We start from the raw sequence: 17,229 nt of genomic DNA on the forward strand, positions 1-17,229 counted from the left end.
GATTCGGCGCTGTTCCGGGTGCACGGCGGCGTCACTCAGAACGGGGCGACCTCGGGATCCTCGGTGAAGGTGACGGTGTTCTGGGGAGGCGGCCGGTCGATGTAGACCTTGCCGGTCGGGCTCGTCCAGGCGTAGAGCCCACCGCCCAGGGGCTCGACCGTCCACGGCGAATGGTGCTTGAGCACATGATGGCGTCGACACAGATGGCCGAGGTTCGACTCGTCGGTGGAACCACCGAGCACGGCATCGCGATGATGATCGATGTCGCAATCGGTGGACGGATGCCCGCAGGTGGGGAATCTGCAGCGCTGATCCCTGGCGCGAAGATGTCGCCTCAGATCCGAACCCGGCCGATAGCGGTCGACCGCGAGGACCGTCCCGGTGATGGGGTGGGTGAGGATACGGTCCCATCCGGATGCCGCACCGGCGAACCAGCGGGCGGTAACGGGGTCGATCGGGGTGCGGCCGTTCAGCTCGGCCGGTGTCGCGTCGCCCGCGATCAGGGTCATGACGGGAACAGTGATCGACACCGTTCCGCGGATCGCCGCGAGGGGCCCCTCCGAGCCGTCGTGCCCGACCGGGGCACCGGCGAGGAGCAGGTCGAGGGCGAGATCGGCGCGGAGCTGCGCGATGGTGCGCCGATCGGGCTCCGGGGACTCGGGCTTCCGGGATTCGGGCTCCTGCATCGCCTCGGCCATCTGCGTCAGGCGATCGAGGACACCGTGGACGAGCGCCGAGGGACCGAGCACCCCGAGCTGTGTCATCCCGTCGCCGACGTCTTTCACCCACACGGCTCTCTTCTCCCGCGCGTCGAGATGCCGCTCCTCGATCGACCGCGCCTGGAACCGCTCGGCCACCCGCCGAGCCATGCGGCCGACGCGGGCGGGAGACTCGGTCTCGGCGAAGACGATCATCTGCGTCGCGTAGGCATCGCGGCTCGCCGCATCGTCGAGATGCTCGCCCGCTTCGCACACGACGCGGGCGTGCGCCGCGCTGATACGACCGGCGCCCTGCGCTTCCCAGACCATCGGGAAGCGCTCTACGACCCACGCCGCATCCGCCATCCGCCGCTGCACCGTCCGATCGCTCACCCGCAGGGCTGTGGCGAACTCCGCGGCGACGGTGCGCGCAGACATCTCCCCCTGATCGGGATGCTCCGCCTGCTCAGCGACTTCGAGTGCGAGCCGCGAGCCCACGGCCAGGATGCCGTCGCGTGCGGCCTGCAGACTGCTGATGGTGCGCTCGACCTCGACGAGCATCTCGGTGAGCGCAGCGAGCGCAGCCACCTGCTCGCGAGTCGCATCCGCCAGTGCCGTCATGCCTTCAGTGAACCTGGGGCCACCGACATTCAAAGGCCCAGATCAGGGCCTAAAAATGATATACCGGAATGTGCGCGCACCACGCACGGCGCACCGCCCACGCGGCCGACCTCAGACCCCGCCGAGCGACCGTGCCCACCGCGCCCGATGTTCTCGCACGAATGCCAGCGCCTTCGCCCAGTGGTCGCCGTGGCCGTTCGCATACATCGACGCCCACGGCTCGTCGCCGGTCGCGTGCGCCCCTTCGAGCAGTGCGAGCATCGCCGCCGTCCGCTCCTCCATCGCCTGAGGCAGATCACGTCGCATGACGTCGTCCGCGCGGTATCCGTCGACGATGTCGGCGAGATCCCGAGCCGCACTCTCCGGATCGCGTTCACCGCCGGACAGCGCGAACGCCTGGGCCGCGTAGGCGAGGTCCCACAGGCGGGTGCTCGGGGCTGCGGCGTCCCAGTCGATGAAGACCCAGCGGTCGCCGGTGATGAGGTTCCAGGGGGCGAGGTCGTTGTGACAGACGAGCTCGGCGGCGGGCGCGGGGATCGCTGTCCGCCACACGGCATCGGCCTCCGGCGCATAGTGGGCGCTGGCGTCATGGATCTCGCGGATCATCGAACCGACTCGTCGCAGCTCGTCGGCGTCCAGTGGCATTCTCTCGATCGCCGGCGTGCCCGGCACGAATTCGACGACCTGCCGGCCCTGCTCATCCCGCCCTCGCGGCTCCGGCACATCGACGCCCGCTGCCCGCAATGCCCGCACGAAGCGGGTGACGCTCGGGGTCGCCTCCGACCACGACTTTCGCACCGTCTCGCCGAGCCGCACCACGGTGCCGCTCGCGTTCCCGCCCGCCAGTACCTCTTCGCTCATCCCTCGACGCTAGCGCGCCGAGGCCTCCACCTCCCGACGCGATACTTGACTCTGACACAGTGGCAGACGGGAGAACTGAGACATGTTGTCCATCGGAGCGTTCGCGCAGATCGGCCAGGTGACCCACCGGATGCTCCGGCATTGGGACACGGCCGGCCTGCTCGAGCCCGCCCACGTGGACGAGTTCACCGGATACCGCTCCTACGATCCCTCGCAGCTGGAACGGCTGCACCGGATCGTCGCCCTGCGCCAGCTGGGTTTCGGTCTCGATGACGTCTCGGCGATCCTCGAACGCGGCGTCGATGCCGAACACATCGCCGCCCTGCTGAGGATCCGTCGCGCAGAAGTCGAGCAGGAGCATCGGATCGCCGCGGAGAGACTCGTCGACGTGGAGAGGCGCCTCCACCTCATCGAGAGAGAGAAGCACATGTCCCAGATCGAGATCATCGACAAGCCCCTCCCCGCCGTGCGCCTCGCTGCCATCCGCACGGTCGTTGCCGACCAGCCGGCCGTCGCCGGAGTGGTCGGGCCCGCCTTCGACGCCGTGGCCGAGATCATCGGCGACACGCACTCCCTGGCCACCCCGATCGCCCAGTACGAGACTCTCGACGACGGGCTGCAGGTCATCGCGGGCTACACGTACAGCGGCCCCGCGCGCGAGGGCTTCGAGATCGTCGAGCTCCCCGCGGCGACGGAGGCCGTGTGCGGCATCCATCTCGGATCGATGGAGCACATCGCCGAGAGCTGGCACGCGATCCACACCGAGATCTTCGCGCGGGGCCTGGTGCACGACGGCCCGTGTCGCGAGCTGTATGTGCGCGCGGTCTCCGAGGACCAGTCCGATTGGGTCACCGAGCTGCAGCAGCCCGTCCGTCGCAGCTGAGCGCACCGAGCCCTTCGCGCTCAGGCGGCGCTCTCGACGGTCGGCGCTGGCGAGAGGAGCCGTCGCGCGACGCCGCGCGCGAGCATCAGGACGACGATCAGCAGGGTCACCAGGAAGAACCCGCCGAGTTGGACGGCATCTCCGAACACGACGTCCACCAGCTCCAGCACGAGGAACTTGCTGCCGGGGAGGATCAGCAGCAGCACGACGACACCGACCGCTCGCCTGGCCGCCGTGCCGTCGGATCGGATGTGGGCGATCGCCCTCCCCTTCACCCAGACGACGGCCTCGAGGACGATCTTCAGGAGGATCGCCGTCAGAAGCGACAGCAGGAACGTCTCGGAGATGACCGCGGGGAACAGCTGACTGAACGTGCCGAGCACGATCAGGTACATCAGGACGTCGACGAGGTCGATGGCACGGAGCCGCATAGGGGGATCCTAGCGAGCACGGGTCCCTGGCCTCGGGCGCCCGAGACACCGTCGAACCGACCGAGACAGCGTCGAACAGTGGCAAAATGAGAGTAAGGCGAGCCTTAGCGGCCGCCCGGCGGTGTCGCCCCGGCAGACGCCGCGCGATGGATCCGCCCCTTTCTCGGAAGGACCGTGCGGATGACATCACCGATGGCGGACATGAACGAGCGTGCCGACTACGACGTGCTCATCGTGGGCGGCGGACCGGCCGGTCTCTCCGCCGCCCTCAACCTCGGCCGCGCGCTCGCACGCGTGCTGGTGATCGACGCCGATCGTCCGCGCAATGCGGCGACGCTGCGATCGCACGGGTTCCTGACCCGCGACGGCATCCCGCCGCACGAGCTGCGGCGCCTCGCCAGAGAAGAGCTCGCGGCCTATCCGAACGTGGAGGTGCGATCGCGGACGCGCGTCACCGCCCTCCGGCAGACGGACGGAGAGGGGACGGGACCGCACGGCGATCGACGCGCGTTCGCGGCGGATATCGGCCGGCAGGATACCGAGACCACCGTCACGGCCAGGGCGGTGCTGCTGGCCACCGGGCTGCGTGAGACGCTCCCCGATGTCCGGAACCTGCGCGGGTACTACGGCATGAGCCTGTTCAGCTGCGCCACCTGCGATGCGTGGGAGCTGCAGGGCCGCCGCCTCGCCCTGATCGGTGAGACGCCCGACATCGCCGACCGCGCGCGACTCATCGGACGCTGGACCGAGAGCCTCACCGTGTTCACGCACGGGGCGGACGTCGTGACCGCGGACGAGGAGGCGGAGCTCGCCGCCTCCGGCATCGACGTGCGTCGCGAGACGATCGTCGAGCTCGTGGGTGAGCGGGGAAGTCTCGACGCCATCCGTTTGGCCGACGGCACATCAGTCGCGGTCGACGGCGGTTTCGTGCGCCCCGAGTGGGAGAACGCGCTGACGTTCCTCGACGGGATCGCGCCCACGCTTGATCACGCCGGGCATCTGCGCACGGACCGCTCCGGTCGCACCGATGTACCGGGGCTCTACGCCGCGGGCGACGCCGCGACACCCGGTCCGCAGCAGCTCATCGTCGCGGCGGGTGCCGGCGCTCGGGTCGCGACGGTCATCGTGCACGACTCGATCGGGGTCGTCAGCGCCCACTGATCAGTCGGCCCGGGTGGAACCGTGGACCGGAGACGATGACGGTCCGGGACTAGGCTGACCGGCATGACGCGCACCTCCTCCTCGATCCCCCTGCGCCTGGCCAGCACCGCGATCGCCGCTGTGGCCGTGCTGTCACTGAGCGGATGCCTGTACGCGCAGATCCCCGTGGGGTCGCCCACCGACGTCCCCTCGTCGAGTCCGGAGACCGATGCGCCGAGCGACGAGTCGTCCGGCTCGACCCTGACCTTCGCCGAAGGCCTCGATCTCGCGAGCGACACCTACATCGAATGGGGCGACGGGCTCGTGGTCGACGAGGGCTGGAAGATCGTCACGCCCGACGACGGCAACGGCGCCTGGACGTACGGCACGGTCGACGGCACCTGCACGGCGCGGTTCTGGCAGGGGTACACGACCGACGTTCCCGTGGTCGCCGGAGACGACAGCGCCTCGTCCGACGCGATCCTCGGTGTGCTGCTGCAGACTCCGACCAGCGAGGTCACCCCGCTCGCCACGACCGGCGAGTTCAGCTACATGGCGGGCGGCAACGGAGGCGTCGAGACGCGCCAGGTCGTCGGCGTGGACGGCAGCCGCACCTGGCTCATGGCCGCGCGTGCGTTCACGCAGACCGGGGTGGGCCTGTCGGTGGTCGTGGACTGCACCGCCGCGGATGCTGAGGCGACGCTGGCTGCGATCAACGAGGAGAACGCGGTCGTCGTCACGCCCTGAACCCGGCGCAGGGATTCGACCCCGCCGGGCGTCACTTGCCGCCGGGAGGACCCACCAGCAGCAGGATGACGTACAGCGCGACGATGCCGACGACCAGAAGCAGCGCGAGAACCCACGGCCGCTGCAGGAACCACCGCATCAGCCGGTCGTACCAGCGGCGATCGCGCGGGTCGTCGGTCGCCTCGAGACGCCAGGCCCCGGTGAGCCGCCCGGTGCGGTGCAGCCAGATCTCGGTCGGGATCGTCGCGTACGGGATGACGGCGCTGGCGACGGCGAGAACACCCACACCGACATGCCAGCGCTGGTTCAGCGCGACCAGGATCGCCGTCGCCGCGTAGCTCAGGAAGATGAACCCGTGGATGCCTCCGCCCACGGTCACCACGACCCCGGGGGCGCCGACGGCGCGGGCGATGATCGCGGCGATCAGGATCGTCCAGGTGATCGCCTCCGCGATCGCGAGAACTCGGAACAGTCGGTCGGGGGTGCGGAACACGGTACTCCTCGGGTGGTGTCCCTCCACCGTATCCGGCGGTCACCCCCTTCGAATCAACCGAATGGTTGAGTCCGCCAGCACGACGCGACCCGTTTCGCACATCGACGGGGCCGACGGCGGAATAGCACGCCGCGCGACGACGTTGCCGAAGGCATGGTGACAGTGGATGCGGACGCGCTCTCGAACGTGCTCGGTGCGGTCGACCTGCGCGTCGGCATCGGCCGTCGCACCTCGGTAGCTGCGGGAGCGCTGCTACCGATCCCCGCCGACTCCGTCACCCTGGTCTACATCGCCGAGGGCGCTGTGCAGGGGCATCCTCCACTCGGAGACGGCTGCCGCCTCGACGTCGATCCCGACTCGCAGCGACTCAGGGTCGACACGAAGGCCCGCCATGACCTGCTCGTGGCGGGCGACGCGTTCCTGACCCTCGGCCGTTCGCCGTTCGTGCTCGAAGCGCAGGACGACACGAGCCTGATGATCGCCGACATCGAGCTCGCCGATGCGGCCTCGCCGCTGCCCGCCCTGCTGCCGCCGTTCCTCACCGTCACCGGGTTCGACGCCGTCGAGCCCGCCGCCGCCGCCCTGGCGCTGAACATGGGGGTGCTCGGCGACACGGTGATGCCCGCCCGCCAGGGCGACCCCATCATCTGCCGCATGATGGCAACGACCGTGCTGCTGTCGGTCATCCGCGCCTGGGCTGCGAACGGCTGTGCCCCGACGGGCTGGCCCTCGCTGTCGAACGACCCGTTCCTCGACCGCGTCGTCGACGCCATCCGCGAGGAACCGGGCCGGGACTGGACGGTGGAGCGCCTCGCCGGCATCGGCGCCATGTCGCGCTCGACCTTCGCCGAACGGTTCCGCAGCACCGTCGGCCGCTCCCCCGCCGACTACGTCACCGAGGTGCGCGTCGACGCGGCCAAACGGATGCTCGAGGCTGGGCGAAGCGTCTCGGACATCTCCCGCGAGCTGGGCTACGCCTCCGACGAGGGGTTCAGCCGGGCCTTCCGCCGCCGCACCGGGCAGACCCCCTCGTCGTGGCGTCTGGCGAACCGCACGCCGATCTCGGCCTGAGGATCTCGGCCCGAGGATCTCTGCCTTTCAGGCCCTGCTGCTGACGCGGTTGGACGCGCCGAACAGCACCGCGCCGGCGAGCAGCGCGATCGACCCGATCACGTAGACCAGCTCGACGTTCAGGGTGTCCACGAGCAGTCCGCCGATGCCGGCCGCGAGGGTGATCGCCCCCTGGAACCCCACGACGACGAGACTGCCGCCGGCTTCGAGCCGATCCGGCATCCGGTGTCCGACCCACGTGTTCGCCACGATCAGCCAGGACGAGAAGAAGAAGCCCCACACCAGCACGACGATGCCGACACCCACGATCGACCCGGAGAACAGGATCATCGACATCACGGACACGGCGATCACGAGCGGCGCGAACACCGCGAAGAAGGCGAACGTGCGGTCGATCACGAGCCCGATCGTGATGTTGCCGAGGAGGCCGCCGACGCCGAACAGCGCGAGCAGCACGACGATGGTCGAGGCGTCGACCTCGGGGATCCGCTCCAGCGCGAGCCGCACGTACGTGTAGGCGAGGAAGTGCCCGAGCACGACGAGCACGTGGCCGACCATGCCGAGACCGATGCCGGGGCGGCGCAGCGTGTCGACGAGCAGGCGCAGGCTCGACGCCCGCTCCGCCGGCACCGACGGCAGCGCGAACCGCAGCACCACCGCGAGCACGACCATCAGCACGCCCGCGATGGCGAAGACCATCCGCCAGTCGACGAGTTCGCTCAGCATGACGCCCAACGGCACACCGGCCACAGTCGCCAGCGACACTCCCGCCGAGGTGAACATGACACCGCGTCCGAGATTCTCCGGTCCCGCCAGGCGCGCAGCGACCGTGATCGACATCGCCCAGAAGGCGCTGATGGCGGCACCCAGCAGGAACCGCGCCAGCAGCACGATGATCAGGTTCGGCGCGATCGCCACGATCAGGTTCGACACGGCGGCGGCGAGCGCCATCCACACCAGCAGCGACCGCCGATCCAGCCGCGGGAACATGAGTCCGACGGTCGGCGCGACGATGAGTCCGACCAGCGCCGTCACGGTCACGGTCTGTCCTGCCTGACCCGGAGTGACCCCCAGCCCGTCGGCCATCTCGGTGAGCACGCCGTTGGGGAGGAACTCGGCCGTGACCAGCAGGAAGCCCATCAGCATCAGCACGATGAGTCCGCCGTAGCGGATGCGGGAGGCCGCGGAGGGCGGCATGGTGGGAACGGGCGCTGTCGTGGTCATGGTTCCACGTTCGCAGCACCCGGAGGCCGTCGCCCGACCGGTCGTCCGCGGCATCCGACCATTCGTCCGACGCGCTCCCGGTCGGTTCCCAGCCCGAGCTTGCAGAGTGTCAGCATGCGGGATCGGAGACGGAGACGGGCGCGCCTGTGGTGCGGTGCCGCCGCCGTCGCGGCGATCATGCTCACCTCCGGATGCACCGGGCAGCGCGCCGCGGGTCCGGACGACTGGGCCCTCGAGCCGATCTCGTTCCAGAGCTCCTTCGTCGGTTCCGGACCGGAGGCCACCCCCGCCGGTCCCCCGACCGACCTGTCGTACGGGATGCACGTGCTGTCGGCCGACGGCGCAGGCGGGTTCTGGGCCACATCTTCCGGATCGTGGCTGCACGTCGGCGCCGATGGCGAGACGCTCGCGAGGTTCGACACCGATCCCGGCGCCCCGGCCTCGCGGATCGGGGCGATGGCTCCGCTCTCGGCCACCGAGCTCGTCGTGCTGCAGGGCGACCGCGCCCACGTGATGCCGATGATCTCGGTGCTCGACACCACCACCATGACGATGAGGGACCTGCCGGGCGATGTCGTGGGAGACCAGGGCGACTTCGACTACGGGGACTTCGAGTTCGGCGATGTGGCCGTGCACGACGGCGACGCCATCGTGGTGCGCTACCAGCCGCGCCCTCCCGACGCCTACCTGGACTACGAGGTGCTGCGCGTGGATCTCGAGAGCGGGACACGGACCCTGCTGCACAGCGGCCCGGTCGCACTCGACGAGGCGCCGAGCGCTCGACCCGGCATCCCACCGATTGGCATCGACGTCGACGGCGCGGGACGGGTGTATCTGGCGACCCCCTCCGCACGGATCGTCCTCGCGGCCGACGGCACCGAGCTGAGTCGGGATCGGCAGGTCGCTGAGCACCCCCTCGTCGCCGTCGCTCCCGACGGCACGGCGCTGTGGTGGGGCGGAGAGCCGGAGCAGAGCGACGTGCAGGGCGTGATCGTCGGCGGCTCCCCCGATGCGCGGACGGCGGTCGAACGCCGCCTGCACTGCGCCGAGACCTCGAACGGTGACATCCTCCGCCGCGACGACGCCCTCCGTCTCGGCGACGCCGCCGGACAGCATCCGCTGCCGTTCCTGTGCGGCGCGAACGCCGCCGCGTGGACGGGTGGGTCGTGGGTGGTCGCGACCGGCGGCGAGGGCGACGGAGTGCTCATCCGCCTCATCCCGCCCGTCGGAGGCTGACCCCCACCTCTGGACAGGGGTGCGTCGACGCCCTAGGCTCGACGACGCACCGGGACCGGCCCGGGAAGCCCGAGCGGAAGGAGCCGAGGACATGAACACCGTCTTTGTCGCGCTCTCCGCCGACCACCTTCCCTTCGAGGCCACCCGCTCCTGATCCTGGTGTGGCCTCCTGCTCCCGGAGCCACATCTTGTCTGATCCCTTCGCTTCCTCGGAAGCCGCGTCCTTCGACGCACCCTCGTTTGACACACCCTCGTTCGACGCCGCCGCATTCGATTCCCTCGAAACCGAGCTCGCCTTCGCCGACGTCGACCCCGGCGAGGGCCAGCGCTGGTCCACGTGGCCGGCGATCACCCCGTCCGAGCGCGGCCCCGAGCCGTGGCCGGCATGGGTGGTGACCTCGGCCGGCGCACTCGACACCGAGCGCGGAATCCTCAAGACCGGCAAGGAGGCCGACGTGTTCCTGCTCGAACGCGCCGTGCCGGGCGACCCGAGCCGGCACACCCTCCTCGCAGCGAAGCGCTATCGCAGCACGGAGCATCGCAGCTTCCACCGGTCATCCGTCTACACAGAGGGGCGCAGCATCCGGAACACCCGCGACGCGCGCGCCCTCGCCAAGAAGTCGGACCACGGCCGGGAGGTGGCCGCCGCGCAGTGGTCGTTCGCCGAGTTCGAGGCGCTGTGCCGGATGTGGGAGCTCGGGGCCCCGGTGCCGTATCCCGTGCAGGTCAACGGCACCGAGGTGCTGATGGAGTTCCTCGGTGACGCCGACGGCACGGCCGCACCCCGCCTCGCCCAGGCCCGCGGCGACCGCACCGAACTGCAGGGGTACTACGCGCAGGTCGTCGACCTGATGCGCATCTTCGCGGCGGCGGGGTTCGCCCACGGCGACCTCTCGGCCTACAACCTGCTCGTGCACGAGGGGCGGGTGCGCGTGATCGACCTGCCGCAGATCGTCGACATCATCGCGAATCCGCAGGGGCTCGATCTGCTGCATCGCGACTGCGTGAGCATCTGCGACTGGTTCACCCGGCGCCGTGTCGAATGCGACGCCGAGGAGCTGTTCGCCGAGCTCCTCGCCGCGCTTTACTGAGAGTCAGACCCCACGCGGGCTGCCAGCAGGCACACGAGCTCGTAGACCACGTGGCTCGCGGCGATGCCGGTCATCTGCGCGTGGTCGTAGGCGGGCGAGACCTCGACCACATCCGCGCCGACGATGTTCTGCGAGGACAGGGCGCGCAGGATGCGCAGCAGTTCGCGGCTGGTCAGCCCGCCCGCCTCGGGGGTGCCGGTGCCGGGCGCGTGGGCGGGGTCGAGCACGTCGATGTCGATCGACACGTACAGCGGCTTGTCGCCGATGCGCTGCAGGATGCGGGCGATACCGGCCTCGACGCCGTGCTCCTCGATGTACTCGCTCGACACGATGGAGAAGCCGAGGCGCTCGTCGTCTTCGAGGTCCTGCTTCGAGTACAGGGGACCGCGGGTGCCGACGTGGCAGCTCGCGGTGAGGTCGATCAGCCCCTCCTCGCTCGCGCGACGGAAGGGTGTGCCGTGCGTGATGGGCGCCCCGAAGTAGGTGTCCCACGTGTCGAGGTGGGCATCGAAATGCAGCACAGCGACCGGACCGTGCTTCGCGGCGACAGCCCTCAGCAGCGGCAGCGCGACCGTGTGGTCGCCACCGATCGTGACGATGCGCTGCACCTGCTCGCCGAGGGCCAGTGCCGCGCGCTCGACCTCGCTCACGGCCTCGGTGAGGTCGAACGGGTTGACCGGGATGTCACCGGCATCCACCACCTGCGCGATCGCGAACGGCGACACGTCCTGCGCAGGGTTGTACGGGCGCAGCAGTCGCGACGACTCGCGCACATGCGACGGACCGAACCGCGTGCCCGGCCGGTAGCTCACGCCGGAGTCGAAGGGGATGCCGACGACGGCGATGTCGGCGCGCGGCACGTCTTCGATCCGCGGCAGGCGCGCGAAGGTGGCGATGCCGGAGTAGCGGGGGTTCACGGACGCGTCGATGGGGCCCACGTTCTCGGTCATTGCTCGTTCCTGTTCGTCGGGGTGAGGGAGAGTTCCAGCGGCTGGAGGTCAGAGGGCGTTCTGCGGGAGGTGCACCAGCTGCACTCCCCCGTCGGCGATCGCGGCGCGGACGCTGGAGGCGATGTCATCGCGGTTCTCCACCCGCCGCCCGGTCGCGCCGAAGGCCGTGGCGAGGGCCGCCCAGTCGGGCTGCACCAGGTCGACGCCGATCGGGGTCATCCCCCTGTCGAGCTCGTTCTGCCGGATCTCGGCGTAGCCGCCGTTGTCGACGCACACGATCGTGAGGTCGAGACGCTGCTCGATCGCCGTGACCAGCTCGTTCACGCAGAACATCAGCGCGCCGTCGCCGATCACGGTCACGACCGGATGCTCGGTCTGCGCGACCCGTGCGCCGATCGCCGCGGGCAGGCCGTAGCCGAGGGTCGCGTAGGTGGGGGTGTAGAGCAGGGAGTGCGGATGCGCCGACGCCAGCACGCTGCCCAGCGCCATATAGACGATCTGGGACGAGTCGCCGGCGACGATCGCGTCGTCGGGCAGGGCGTCGGCGATGATCTCGGCCAGCGCGACCGTCTCGGGGGCGGTCTCCCGCATCTCGGCGGCGATCGCGGCGCGTTCTGCGGTCAGCTCACGCGGCGGGCGGGTCTCTGCGGGGAGGACCGCGAGCAGTGCTTCCAGAACCGCGGCCGCGTCGCCGGCGATCCCGACCGTCGCTGCGAGGTTCTTGTCGCGCTGCGCCGGCGAGATGTCGATGCGGATCACGGATCCTCGCGCCTCGAGTCGCGGTGCCCAGAGCTCGGCCTCACCGAGCTTCGAGCCGACCACGAGCAGCACGTCCGCGTCCTCCGCGACCGTGCGCGCCGCGGCCAGACGCAGGTTCGAGCCGAGGGCGAGCGGATGCCGCTCATCCACCACGCCCTTGCCGTTCAGTGTCGTCAGCACCGGCGCGCCGAGGCGCTCGGCGACGACCGTGACCTCGTGCGCGGCATCCACCGCTCCGCCACCCGCCACGATCACCGGGGTCTTCGCTCCGGCCAACAGGCGTGCGGCCTCGGCCAGCGCCTGCGGATCGCCGGAGATCCGCGCGGGGACCGGACGCGGCCGTCGCGCCTCGGCGGGAACCCCGGCCGGCGCCTCCAGCACGTCGAGGGGGATCTCGATGTGCACGGGACGAGGGCGACCGGTGCGGAACAGGGCGAACGCATCGTGCACGGCATCGACCGCCTCGGCGGCGCTGGTCACGCGGCGCGACCACTCGGCGATCGCGCCCACCATGGCCGTGGCATCCTTCGTCTCGTGCAGCGTGCCCACGTCGGCGAACTCCGCGCCGAGCGGCACACCGGGCGAGAGGACGATGAGCGGTCGCGACTCGCAGAACGCCGTGCCGATCGCGCTCATCGCGTTCTGCAGACCGGGGCCTGAGGTCGTGATGACGACGCCGGGGAGACCCGTCTGCTGCGCCCAGCCGTCGGCACCGTAGCCGGATCCCTGCTCGTGGCGGTTCGTCACCGCGCGGATGCCGAGGTCGGCGAGCGGCCGGTAGAGCTCGAGGTTGTGGGTGCCGGGAATGCCGAAGATCGCGGTCACGCCGTAGGCGCGGATCGTCTCCAGCACCGCACGGCCGGCGGTGTCGGTGTACTGCTCGGAGTTCATCGGATCATCCTCACACCCGGTGACGGCGAACACCGTCGACCCAGGTCTCGCGCACCGTGATCGCCGAGATCTCCTCGGCGGGAACAGCAAGCGGATCGCCGGAGAGCACCGCGAAGTCGGCGTACTTGCCGACCTCGAGCGAGCCCAGGTCGTCTTCGCGCCCGATCGACACGGCGCCCTCGATCGTGTGGGCGCGCAGGGCTGCGAGCGCGGAGACGCGCAGATCGTCGGGGCCGAGCTTGTGCCCGCGGCGGGTGACGCGGGTGACGGCGGTCTGGATGGCCTCGAGCGGGATGGGCTCGGCGACCGGCGCATCGGAGGAGATCGTGAAGGGCACGCCCGCACGCTCGAACTCACCCAGCGGGTTGAAGCGCTCGCCCGGAGTGCCGATGGCCTCCTCGACGCCCTCGCCCCAGTTGAAGTAGTGCTGGGTCTGGTTGACCGGGCGGATGCCCGAGGCGGCCATCCGCCCGATCTGCTCGGGGGTCGGCAGCCCGCAGTGCTCGATGCGGTGCCGGGCGTCCGCATCCGGATGCTCGGCGAGCGCGGCCTCGATCGCCGACACGACCATCTCGATCGCGGTGGGCGACTGCGCGTGCGTGGCGGTCTGGAGACCGGCGGCGTGCGCCTTGCGGATGAGGCCGGCGTACTCCGCGGGCTCGTGGTACAGCTGGCCGGTGCGGCACGGGTCGCCCACGTAGCCGTCGGGGAAGTACGCGGTCCAGCCGCCGAGCGTGCCGTCGGCGTAGAACTTGATGCCCGCGAAGCTCAGGTGGGCGTTGCCGAATTGGCCGACGAGTCCCATCTCGAGGGCCTCGTCGAGCAGGTGCGAGAGCAGGTACATCGACACGCGCAGTTCGAGGCGTCCGGCCTCGGCCAGGCGCAGGTACATGTCGAACTCCCGACGCGTGACCTGGGCGTCGCCGATCGAGGTGACCCCGCCTGCGAGGAAGCGCTGCGTCGCCGCATCCAGCTGGCGCAGGTGCTCCTCCGGCTCATCGGCCAAGTGGAAGTTCGGACCGTGGTGACCGATCTTCACGCCGTGCACACCCGTGAGGATGTTGCACGCGGCATCCGAGAGCTCTCCGGTCAGCTCGCCCTCCGCGTCGCGGAAGAACTCGCCGCCGTCGGGGTTCGGGGTGTCCCGGTCGACGCCGTTGACGGTGAGGGTGTGCGAGTTCACGACGCCGCCGTGACCCGACGCGTTCATGAGGTACACCTCGCGATCGGCCGCGACCTCGTCGAGCTCGAAACGGGTGGGGTGCCGCTTCTCGGCGAGGTTGCGCTGTTCGTAGCCGTAGCCGCGCACGGGGCGCCCCTCGGGGAGGGCGGCGGCCGCCGCCTTCAGCAGGGCCACGATCTCGGGGATGCTGCCGGCCTTCTCCGGCCCGCAGTCGACCCAGCTCATCATCTGCCCGAACATGAGCGGATGCGCATGGGCGTCGACGAAGCCCGGGACGACGACGGCGTCGCCGAGGTCGATGCGCTCCGGAGAGAGCCCACCCCGTTCGGCCGCCGCCTCGCACTCGGCGGGGGTGCCGATCGCGAGGATCCGCCCACGGTCGGTCAGCATCGCCGTGGCCGTCGTGGCGGCGGCATCCGCCGTGTGGATCGTGTGCGCGGTCAGAAGGACGGGTGCCGTCTGGGCCGAGCGGTCGAAGGGGGTGAGCTTTCTCATGGCAGCCTGTTCGCGGTCGTGTCGGTGCGGGCGGTGAAGGAGGCGGTGACGGGGGCCTCGTCGGAGTGCTGCGGTGCGAGGCGCGTGCAGATGCCGGCGATGACGGCCATGCCGATGAACATCGCGATCACCGACCAGATGCTTCCGGTCCAGGCGATGAGCTGCGTCGCGAACCAGGGCGAGAAGCCGGCCCAGACCGCTGCGCCGACGCCGTAGGACAGCGCGATCGAGGTGTAGCGGGCCTGTGGGCGGAACATCTGCGAGAGCAGAGCAGCGATCGGCGCGTACGTCGCGCTCATCGCGATGCGCACCAGCGAGGCGAACAGGAAGATGAGCGGTTCCACGCGCCCCGGCAGGATCAGCAGGAACGGCACGAAGGTCAGCACCGAGGTGATCAGACCGATGTACATGACGTTCTTGCGGCCCCACTTGTCGCCCAGCCAGGCGACGGGGAGGGTCACCACGAACTCCACGAAGGAGGCGATCGTCATGGCGTCCAGGATCACCTGCTCGCTGATGGCGACCGTGTCACCGGTGGCGTACGCCGTGGCGAAGGTGGTGGCCAGGTAGTAGCCGCCGGTCGAGATGGGCAGGATGCCGATGCCGAGGAGGATCGGACGCCAGTTGGTGCGCAGCGCGAAGGCCAACGGCATCGACTGCTTGCGGCCCTCGACCTTCGCCTCGAAGACGGGCGTCTCCTCGACGCGGTAACGCACCCAGAAGCCGACGCCGACCAGCACGATCGACAGCAGGAACGGGATGCGCCAGCCGCCGTTGATGATGAAGTCGTCGCCCATGCGGGTCATGATCGCGAAGATGCCCGAGGCGAGCAGCGCGCCGGCCGGGTTGCCGAGCTGCGTGAAGCCGCCGTAGAAGGTCTTGGACTTCTCGGGGGCGTGCTCGACGCTCATGAGCACCGCACCGCCCCACTCGCCGCCGACGGCGAGCCCCTGCACCGCACGGAGCAGGATCAGCAGGATCGGGGCGAGGATGCCGATGTTCTCGTAGGTCGGCAGGCAGCCGACGAGAACCGTGGCCGCGCCCATCATCACCAGCGTGATGACCAGCGACGTGCGCCGACCGAGCTTGTCGCCGATGTGGCCGAAGATGATGCCACCCAGCGGGCGGACGAGGAAGGCGACGGCGAAGGTCGCGAAGGCCGCTGCGGTCTCGGCCAGCCGGTCGCCGCTCGGGAAGAACAGCGGACCGAAGACGAGCGCCGCGGCGGTCGCGTAGACGTAGAAGTCGTACCACTCGATGGTGGTACCGACGAAGGCGGCGATGCCGGCGCGTCGCGCCCGGCTGTGGGTGCCGCTGGTGGGGGTAGTGGTCATGGGGTGCCCGCTCCTTTGCGGAAGATGTCGGATAGCGAAGGATGCTACGGACGTGCGGCCCGGCCAGCAAGCACAGAACTCCAGCGATAACGCGGATTCACTGAATATATGATCGCGCATTCGTGCAATGCGCGCCTACCCGGTCGCCGAGAAGGCTCCTACACTGGCTTTACGCACCACGAAGCGTGCGATCGCGGGAAACTGACCGAATCGAGCGGAACCATGGATTTCGACGCCGAACTCATCCGCGCGCTGCAGGAAGACGGTCGCGCCAGCATCCTCTCGCTGGCACAGCGACTCGGGCAGTCTCGGGCCGCCGTCGCCGCGCGGCTGCGCACGATGCTCGCCGACCGTACGGTGCGGGTCGTCGCCGCCGTCGACCCGGTCTTTCTCGGTCAGCACGTGCTCGCCCACGTCTCCATCCGCACCGACGGCTCGGTCGAGCTCGTGGCAGAGCACCTGCGCGACATGAGCGAGACCGTGCTGGTGTCGGCCGTCGGCGGGGCGCACGACGTGGTCACCGAGGTGCGCGTGGGCTCGATGTCGGAGCTGCACGACCTGCTGGCCCTGATCCGTGCGATCGACGGCGTGCTCGACATCAGCACGATCATCTACTCGACCGTGATCAAGGGCTTCTTCGTCTCGGAGTACCACGGCGGTGTCACCCTCGACACGATCGATGAGGCGCTGATCGAACAGCTGCAGGCCGACGGACGCAAGAGCTTCCGCGCACTGGGCGAGGAGGTGCGCCTGTCGCCCTCGGCCGTCGCGACCAGGGTGCAGCGGCTGATCGACGCCGGGGTGATCAAGATCAGCGCGGTCGAGGCGCGCGGGCTCGCGCACCGGCAGCTGTCGATGGGGGTGGGCATGACGCTCGGCGACGATGACGAGGCCGTGATCGACGAACTGCGAAGGGGGCGCGGTGTGGACTTCGCCGCCCGCACGCTCGGCCGCTTCGACGCCGTGGCCACGCTGGTCGAGCCCTCGGCGGGGGCGCTGTACGCCAGCCTCGAGCGGCTGCGCGCACTGCCGGGGGTGACGCGCATCGAGGCCTGGCTGCACCTCGCCGTGTTGAAGGAGGACTACGCGCGCACGCTGCGTCCACTGCGCACGGACTGAGG

General features: G+C 70.1%; 16 protein-coding genes. 7 read left to right on the forward strand and 9 right to left on the reverse strand.

Annotated elements, in window-relative coordinates; translation table 11 throughout:
- Window positions 1–35: 35 nt before the first annotated feature.
- Both ASC55_RS09770 and ASC55_RS09775 read right to left on the reverse strand, forming a co-directional pair.
- Window positions 36–1,319 carry an HNH endonuclease signature motif containing protein gene (locus ASC55_RS09770; protein ID WP_055874854.1) on the reverse strand — a complete coding sequence of 428 codons (1,284 nt, stop codon included), beginning with the start codon at window positions 1,317–1,319 and terminating at the stop codon, window positions 36–38.
- A 111-nt stretch (window positions 1,320–1,430) separates the two neighbouring features.
- On the reverse strand, window positions 1,431–2,180 hold the full coding sequence (locus tag ASC55_RS09775; RefSeq protein WP_055874857.1) for a phosphotransferase: 750 nt from the start codon (window positions 2,178–2,180) through the stop codon (window positions 1,431–1,433).
- A gap of 82 nt (window positions 2,181–2,262) precedes the next feature.
- On the opposite strand from ASC55_RS09775, the gene ASC55_RS09780 reads away from it, so the two are divergent.
- Complete coding sequence (locus tag ASC55_RS09780) at window positions 2,263–3,063, forward strand: MerR family transcriptional regulator (protein WP_055874860.1); 801 nt, start codon at window positions 2,263–2,265, stop codon at window positions 3,061–3,063.
- Between the two features lie 20 nt (window positions 3,064–3,083).
- Here ASC55_RS09780 and ASC55_RS09785 read toward each other — a convergent pair whose 3' ends face one another.
- Window positions 3,084–3,494, reverse strand: a complete 411-nt coding sequence (locus ASC55_RS09785) for a hypothetical protein (RefSeq protein ID WP_055874863.1) — start codon at window positions 3,492–3,494, stop codon at window positions 3,084–3,086.
- Between the two features lie 180 nt (window positions 3,495–3,674).
- Between ASC55_RS09785 and ASC55_RS09790 the strand changes: the two genes are divergently transcribed.
- Both ASC55_RS09790 and ASC55_RS09795 read left to right on the forward strand, forming a co-directional pair.
- A complete protein-coding gene (locus ASC55_RS09790; RefSeq protein WP_055874866.1) occupies window positions 3,675–4,655 on the forward strand; it encodes an NAD(P)/FAD-dependent oxidoreductase in 981 nt (326 codons plus the stop codon).
- Between the two features lie 63 nt (window positions 4,656–4,718).
- Window positions 4,719–5,381 (forward strand): hypothetical protein, encoded by a 663-nt coding sequence (locus ASC55_RS09795; protein ID WP_055874869.1) that lies wholly within the window; start codon window positions 4,719–4,721, stop codon window positions 5,379–5,381.
- A gap of 31 nt (window positions 5,382–5,412) precedes the next feature.
- Here the strand turns inward: ASC55_RS09795 and ASC55_RS09800 are convergent, their stop codons facing one another.
- On the reverse strand, window positions 5,413–5,874 hold the full coding sequence (locus ASC55_RS09800) for a DUF3817 domain-containing protein (protein WP_017829660.1): 462 nt from the start codon (window positions 5,872–5,874) through the stop codon (window positions 5,413–5,415).
- Between the two features lie 153 nt (window positions 5,875–6,027).
- On the opposite strand from ASC55_RS09800, the gene ASC55_RS09805 reads away from it, so the two are divergent.
- Window positions 6,028–6,945 carry a helix-turn-helix domain-containing protein gene (locus tag ASC55_RS09805; RefSeq protein ID WP_055874872.1) on the forward strand — a complete coding sequence of 306 codons (918 nt, stop codon included), beginning with the start codon at window positions 6,028–6,030 and terminating at the stop codon, window positions 6,943–6,945.
- A 27-nt stretch (window positions 6,946–6,972) separates the two neighbouring features.
- Here the strand turns inward: ASC55_RS09805 and ASC55_RS09810 are convergent, their stop codons facing one another.
- The gene (locus ASC55_RS09810) at window positions 6,973–8,169 is read right to left on the reverse strand and encodes an MFS transporter (RefSeq protein ID WP_055874876.1); all 1,197 of its coding nucleotides are present in this window, start codon (window positions 8,167–8,169) and stop codon (window positions 6,973–6,975) included.
- A gap of 114 nt (window positions 8,170–8,283) precedes the next feature.
- On the opposite strand from ASC55_RS09810, the gene ASC55_RS09815 reads away from it, so the two are divergent.
- Together ASC55_RS09815 and ASC55_RS09820 are read left to right on the forward strand one after the other, a co-directional pair.
- Window positions 8,284–9,405, forward strand: a complete 1,122-nt coding sequence (locus ASC55_RS09815; protein WP_157559427.1) for a hypothetical protein — start codon at window positions 8,284–8,286, stop codon at window positions 9,403–9,405.
- Between the two features lie 188 nt (window positions 9,406–9,593).
- Window positions 9,594–10,496, forward strand: a complete 903-nt coding sequence (locus tag ASC55_RS09820; protein ID WP_055874880.1) for a serine protein kinase RIO — start codon at window positions 9,594–9,596, stop codon at window positions 10,494–10,496.
- Here the strand turns inward: ASC55_RS09820 and speB are convergent.
- Genes speB through ASC55_RS09840 form a run of 4 tightly spaced genes read right to left on the reverse strand, consistent with a single transcriptional unit; the run spans window position 10,490 to window position 16,108 of the window.
- Window positions 10,490–11,446 carry an agmatinase gene (speB, locus tag ASC55_RS09825; protein WP_017829665.1) on the reverse strand — a complete coding sequence of 319 codons (957 nt, stop codon included), beginning with the start codon at window positions 11,444–11,446 and terminating at the stop codon, window positions 10,490–10,492. The genes ASC55_RS09820 and speB overlap by 7 nt on opposite strands.
- Before the next feature lie 48 nt (window positions 11,447–11,494).
- Entirely contained in the window at window positions 11,495–13,096 is a 1,602-nt protein-coding gene (locus ASC55_RS09830) for a thiamine pyrophosphate-binding protein (protein WP_055876083.1), read from the reverse strand.
- A 10-nt stretch (window positions 13,097–13,106) separates the two neighbouring features.
- Window positions 13,107–14,774: an amidohydrolase gene (locus tag ASC55_RS09835; protein ID WP_055874882.1), complete on the reverse strand. Its 1,668-nt coding sequence runs from the start codon at window positions 14,772–14,774 to the stop codon at window positions 13,107–13,109.
- Window positions 14,771–16,108: an MFS transporter gene (locus tag ASC55_RS09840; protein WP_055874885.1), complete on the reverse strand. Its 1,338-nt coding sequence runs from the start codon at window positions 16,106–16,108 to the stop codon at window positions 14,771–14,773. The genes ASC55_RS09835 and ASC55_RS09840 overlap by 4 nt, the downstream gene beginning before the upstream one ends.
- Before the next feature lie 222 nt (window positions 16,109–16,330).
- On the opposite strand from ASC55_RS09840, the gene ASC55_RS09845 reads away from it, so the two are divergent.
- Complete coding sequence (locus ASC55_RS09845; protein WP_017829669.1) at window positions 16,331–17,227, forward strand: Lrp/AsnC family transcriptional regulator; 897 nt, start codon at window positions 16,331–16,333, stop codon at window positions 17,225–17,227.
- Window positions 17,228–17,229 lie beyond the last annotated feature (2 nt).

It is taken from the genome of Microbacterium sp. Root322, assembly GCF_001425645.1.
GTDB lineage: Bacteria > Actinomycetota > Actinomycetes > Actinomycetales > Microbacteriaceae > Microbacterium > Microbacterium maritypicum.

Coding starts and splice junctions, on each gene's coding strand:
- ASC55_RS09770 (WP_055874854.1), bottom strand. CDS start 1,319: ATGACGGCACTGGCGGATGCGACTCGCGAGCAGGTGGCTGCGCTCGCT.
- ASC55_RS09775 (WP_055874857.1), bottom strand. CDS start 2,180: ATGAGCGAAGAGGTACTGGCGGGCGGGAACGCGAGCGGCACCGTGGTG.
- ASC55_RS09780 (WP_055874860.1), top strand. CDS start 2,263: ATGTTGTCCATCGGAGCGTTCGCGCAGATCGGCCAGGTGACCCACCGG.
- ASC55_RS09785 (WP_055874863.1), bottom strand. CDS start 3,494: ATGCGGCTCCGTGCCATCGACCTCGTCGACGTCCTGATGTACCTGATC.
- ASC55_RS09790 (WP_055874866.1), top strand. CDS start 3,675: ATGACATCACCGATGGCGGACATGAACGAGCGTGCCGACTACGACGTG.
- ASC55_RS09795 (WP_055874869.1), top strand. CDS start 4,719: ATGACGCGCACCTCCTCCTCGATCCCCCTGCGCCTGGCCAGCACCGCG.
- ASC55_RS09805 (WP_055874872.1), top strand. CDS start 6,028: ATGGTGACAGTGGATGCGGACGCGCTCTCGAACGTGCTCGGTGCGGTC.
- ASC55_RS09810 (WP_055874876.1), bottom strand. CDS start 8,169: ATGACCACGACAGCGCCCGTTCCCACCATGCCGCCCTCCGCGGCCTCC.
- ASC55_RS09815 (WP_157559427.1), top strand. CDS start 8,284: ATGCGGGATCGGAGACGGAGACGGGCGCGCCTGTGGTGCGGTGCCGCC.
- speB (WP_017829665.1), bottom strand. CDS start 11,446: ATGACCGAGAACGTGGGCCCCATCGACGCGTCCGTGAACCCCCGCTAC.
- ASC55_RS09830 (WP_055876083.1), bottom strand. CDS start 13,096: ATGAACTCCGAGCAGTACACCGACACCGCCGGCCGTGCGGTGCTGGAG.
- ASC55_RS09835 (WP_055874882.1), bottom strand. CDS start 14,774: ATGAGAAAGCTCACCCCCTTCGACCGCTCGGCCCAGACGGCACCCGTC.
- ASC55_RS09840 (WP_055874885.1), bottom strand. CDS start 16,108: ATGACCACTACCCCCACCAGCGGCACCCACAGCCGGGCGCGACGCGCC.
- ASC55_RS09845 (WP_017829669.1), top strand. CDS start 16,331: ATGGATTTCGACGCCGAACTCATCCGCGCGCTGCAGGAAGACGGTCGC.